The sequence below is a fragment of the Nostoc sp. DedSLP03 genome, assembly GCF_034530815.1.
In the GTDB taxonomy this organism is placed as follows: Bacteria; Cyanobacteriota; Cyanobacteriia; order Cyanobacteriales; family Nostocaceae; genus Nostoc.
The window spans coordinates 1-5,408 of record NZ_JAVRCK010000183.1 but is presented as its reverse complement, the minus strand read 5'-3'; the positions used below and the strand labels follow the sequence as shown (position 1 = coordinate 5,408).

At 41.0% G+C, this 5,408-nt stretch carries 2 protein-coding genes; both read right to left on the bottom strand.

Annotation, left to right across the window (positions count from 1 at the left end):
* Positions 1–50: 50 nt before the first annotated feature.
* Positions 51–4,313 (bottom strand): CARDB domain-containing protein, encoded by a 4,263-nt coding sequence (locus RM368_RS37790; RefSeq protein ID WP_322698812.1) that lies wholly within the window; start codon positions 4,311–4,313, stop codon positions 51–53.
* A 627-nt stretch (positions 4,314–4,940) separates the two neighbouring features.
* A complete protein-coding gene (locus tag RM368_RS37785; RefSeq protein WP_322698811.1) occupies positions 4,941–5,246 on the bottom strand; it encodes a hypothetical protein in 306 nt (101 codons plus the stop codon).
* Positions 5,247–5,408 lie beyond the last annotated feature (162 nt).

The window sequence follows — 5,408 nt, the reverse complement described above, 5'->3', positions numbered from 1 at the left end:
GATATCTTGATTCGACCACTTTAGCTGGTAATTTCTTTTTAAAAAATCACCTAAGTACTACCACCTGCCAAGTCCGTATCTGCGGTAAAGCCAGTTATTAGTGTATCTGTACTATCTAAGATAAGGTCATCAGAAAGGTAAATGTTATCATACCAACGACTCTGAGTAATATTACTACTTTGATTGGTAACAGTCCAAGTAGTGTTGATAGTTTGTCCTTTAGTGATTATGGTGGGAGCAGTGACACCACTAATCTTCAAATCAGCTAAGTTTTCAGGTGGTGTTACAGATGTTGGGGTTAAAACACTGGTAGGAATTAGCTGCTTACTGCTTCCAACTGGAGTATAACTGAGATTTACCCCACTTCCGTAGGAATCATAGCGATGATAGTTATCGAAAAATTCTAGGCGCAGGTCATGCTCACCTGAAGTCAGGTTAATTACTTGAGAGGCTTCTTCCTGGTAAGATCCTTGAGTATTAATAACCAACTGCCCATCAATATAAAGGCGATTACCACTATAACTGTAGTAATCTTTACTAACGTAAAAAGTTATGTCCCCCGCTGTGGGAATGTTAATTTTTCCTGTCCAACGAACTGCAAAATTATTTGTCAAGCCCGGAATCCCAGCAAAATTCTTATTTTCAAAGTTGAAACTTACCTGTTGATCGACTTTGGTGTATGTAGGTTCCAGAGTGCTAAAGTCAGGAAAGGTAGTGACATTGTTGCCAAAAAGATAATATTCACCTAGCAGTCCTGTGGTTGAACTGCTAGGGAGGGGAATGTAAGTAGCTGTATTAGGGTTGGTGGGTAGCTCTGGACTATTTTGGTTTTGGACTGGACTACCCGTTTGCAGTAAAGGCAGATTCGGTTCCGGGTCAACAATGCTGATGGAAACGGCTTTGACATTGTTGTTCTCATTTGATTCACCTTGCCGATTACCCCGGTTTGCCAAGAATAGCAAATATTTACTGCCCTTTGTTACAGTGTTAGGTAACGAAAGTAGTTGCGTCACCGTATAACCAGTGCCGCTATCTAAAGGCAATAACTTTTGCGGCTGTACATCCTTTAGTAAAATGTCATTATCAGTAGAAAGCGTGTCGTCATCGGACAAATACACGGAGTCGTACCACTGAGTCAATGCAACGCCGTTTCCTTGGTTTTGAACCGTCCAACTTGCTTCTATTTGCGCTCCAGCATAAGCTCGAACAGGAGCAGTAGCATTAGAAACAACCAGATCGGGAGCATTTATCTTAATGGGTACTGCCTTGACGTTATTGGTATTATCAAATTCATCCAAGTAGTTGTAGCCATCTGCAACAAACAACAGGTACTGATTTCCGTTGACATTGCTTGGTAGAGTGATATTCTCTGTGACGGTATAATTAGCTCCTGACACTAAAGGCTGGTACGAGTTGTAGCTTCCCGAATAACTATCGGTTAAATAGACAGCCGAGTTATCAAATGTTGGTTTACTCGACAGGTAGACAGCATCATACCAGTCATATCTGGAAGTTGCTACTGCTCCCTGGTTTTTGACACTCCACTCAATTTGGATTTGTTGTCCAACCACCGCCGTGTTGGGAGCTATTGCTGTAGTCACCACTAGGTCTGAGTTCTCTCCATTAATGGTCAGAGGAACAGCAAGAACATTATTACCTTCGTTAGTTTCACGCTGGTCGTTGTAAATATGAGTAACAAACAGCAAATATCGCATCCCTGGACTGCCAATCCCTTGAGAAGGCAGTGTTACATTTCGATTGACAGTATAGGTGCTATCGGGAGCTAAGGCTGTGGAGTTATAGAAGTCAATAAGGTAAGTGTCTGAACTGTCGTAAACTGGATCGTAGGATAAGAAAACGTAGTCATACCAGTCGTTGGTGGCGCTCACATCCCCTTGGTTTTTTACTGTCCAAGAAACGTCTATACTCTCGCCTGGGTTGGCGCTGGTGGGAGCTATAACTGAGGAAACAAGTAAATCCGCTGCTTTGATGCTAATGGGGACTGCTTTGACGTTGTTATTTTCATTGCTTTCGCCTTGGTGATTATCTTGATCGACAACAAATAATAAATAACGATTACCCCCTTTAACATAGCTAGGAATAATGATATTTTCAGTAGCATTGTAATTACTATTGCTAGCTAAAGGAGTTTCGTCACTCATCCACTTGTATCCAATGTAATCATCGGAATCATCTAGGATTTGGTCATCTGACAAAACGAAATAATCATACCAGTCAGCACCAGCACTAACGCTCCCCTGATTTGTTACCTGCCAGTTGACAGTAATTTCTTCACCTAGTGCAGTCGTGGTGGGTACAGAGGCATCAGAAACAATTAAGTCAGGAGCGTTAACTTCAACTGGAATTGCCTTAATATTGTTGCCTTCATTTGTTTCGTACTGATTATTATCTGCATCTGCCACAAATAGCAGGTAACGGCTTCCTAAAGAAGTATTAGAGATGGTAACAGTTTGAGTTAGGTTGTAAGTATTTCCTTCCGTGAGAGGCATACCAGCTGTACCTGACTCAAACTCACTCACCCATGTATCTGACCCATCTAAAGTTTGGTCATTGGACAGGTAAATGCGATCGTACCAGCTATGGGTTGCCTGCACGTTGCCTTGGTTGAGTACCGTCCAAGATACTTCAGCACTACTGCCTACTGTGACAGCAATCGGTGCAGTTGCTCCTGTTACTACCAAATCCGGTACGGTAATGTCAATGGCAACCGCCCGGACGTTGTTGGTTTCACTTGATTCAATTATGTTATTATTTCCGTCGGCAACAAATAGCAAATACTGTTTTCCTGCTCCTACCTGTTGAGGTAGTGCCATATCTTGGGTGCTTGTGTAAGTAGCACCTGGGGCTAGTGGAATTTGAGAGCCAGCTTGGAGATTACCAATGTAGCGGTCTGAGTAATCAAAAATGGTGTTGTCTGACAAGTAAACGGAGTCATACCAATAGTCTGTTGCTACTGCTTCTCCCTGGTTGCTGATAGTCCAAATTAATGAAATTGTACTCCGTTCAGGGGCACTACTGGGTGCAGTTGCTGCTGTGACTACCAAATCTGGCGCACCAGAGGCCGCAATCAGGGTGTACGTTCCTGTTTCACCACTGTAGTAACTGGTAGTCCGCACTACGTAGTTGATGCCATCAACAGGGGTAAACCTTAACGGTGAGTTACTAGTCGAACTAATTACTTGTCCTGTACCTACATTAATCAGTTGTAGATAAGTGTAAAAGTTGGAAGAGGATAGGTCAAGCGTAACAAGTTTGCCAATTGTAAAATCAATTAACTGGTAATCATCACTATACCTACCACTACGAGTGGGATTAATTATATCAGTTGTACTTAAATCACCGTTGACTGTACCATTAATAGCTGAAATTGTCGGTAAATTTAGCTCTAACGCTTCATTGATGGGTTCATCTGCTTTGCTAATTTCTAAAATTGACTGTATAGGCAAGTGTCTTGTTCCAATTGCCAATGCTTCACTCATTACCTGGTTAGTATCTAAGTGATCTAGTCCAAGTACATGTCCAAACTCGTGAGTCATTACCGTCAACAAATCTACACGACCAAAAGCTAGGTCGCTTTCAATCGACTGCAACTGACTTGCTGAAACGATGTTACTAAATTCAACATCATCACTAGGTGAAGAATCAATAAACCATCCAGCACCTGCTGCATCTTGGTCAATGGTAACGACATTACCAGAAGTTAAACCCAACTTTAAACTCGGTAGGTCGGCGATCGCTAATTGCACTTCCTTGAGAATACCTTGTTCTCCTGGAGTAATACCTGCACTTGCCCACCGAGCGATCGCTTCGCTACGGAATCTTTCTAATATTTCTGGTGTCAGTTGGTTAAGACGTGGGGGATTGTTTGTCTCAACAGACTCACTGCTAATGGTGGTTTGCTGTTGAGTTATATTAGTTTCTTGTGTTTTAAAAGATACGCTCAGTAAGCTAGGAGTGATTTCATCTTTACTCAGCAGGCCAATTAAGGGCTGATCTCCTGCCATACCTGTAATTGGATCGAAGCTAGTGCTTGTGGTGTTACTTAAATTTGGTGTTAGTGATAGAGGAAGTGGAACTACAGAAGACTGTTCTGCAAAGGCAGTTAATGATAATGGAGTATTAATTACAAAAAGGTCTGTGCTGGGAGACCCAACGGGTGATGCCGACGGATTGTTTGAAATTATTCCGATTCCTTGACTCAACTTCAATGGATCTTCAATTAAGGGCATTATTACCCCATCGTTCACCATTGCTGAGTCGGAGATCCCAAACAATTCGTTTATCTCTGACATATACACCCCTGATAATTTCAAAAATAAATAATCATTCAATTAAGTCGGAAGTTGGAAGTCGGAAGTCGGAAGTACGGTTTTTGTGATAGCGAACGTGAAAAGCGTCTGGTAGAGTTACGTCTGGGGATTTAAACCCCAATAGAAAACAAGCATTGAGAATGGGGATTTAAACCCTTAAGTTTCAGAACCAGGAAGTAACAAATTCCGACTTCCGACTTCAAACTTCCGACTTCGTTTAAATATGACTTTTTCTGAGCCTTTCACAAAAGCTCAGTCACACATAATTTATAATTGCCAAATCTCGGCGCAAAAGTAAATACTCTGAGTTCGCCGAATATCCAGCATTTTTTAGTTTTGAGGTTGTTGAATACCTTGGAATTGCCTAACGGTAACATTCAAATATTAGTTAGTATCTTTTGGTTAATATTTTTGTCAAAATTTACTGTTGAGTATTTTAGCTAGAACAGTATGAATAACTGAATTCATCAGTTATTCATACTGTCAATAGTCAATATTTAAATATAAAAATTCAAATATTGACTATTAACGAACGGCACTCTCATATACAGAACCAAAACATAACTCAAGAGAGTCAAGTTCATTATCGCAATAAAAACTTCTTACTATTTAGATAGCAGCACTCATAGCAAATACATTGGGAACTACAGTTTTCTCTTCACTAGTTTTGCCCAAAAACTTATTACTAATAATTTCTTGGTAAGCTAATAAGTCTGCTTGCCAATTATCAATGCCTTGATGTATGCTGTTTTTGCGTTCAGCTGGAGTTTCACTCTTGACTTCGTAGCTAAAACTACCACTGAATAACACAATTGGGGTACTTGTTTCATCTGGATTCCGTAGGGCTGCTTCATTTACACTCAGGTAAAATGGCCCGCGCTCCAAGGTGTAAGCTAAGTTCAGTGTTGCTCTCACTGGTGCAGTCCCAGCTTCTTGCCATGAACCCGAAGATAATAGTGTTTCTGTTATAAATAAACGGGCTGCATCAACATCTTTTTCAAAAGCAACGTAGCCTCTTGGATTAACCCTCTTCTGTCACTCTCCGGAATAAGCAAATAGTAAAAAAGCGAAATCATC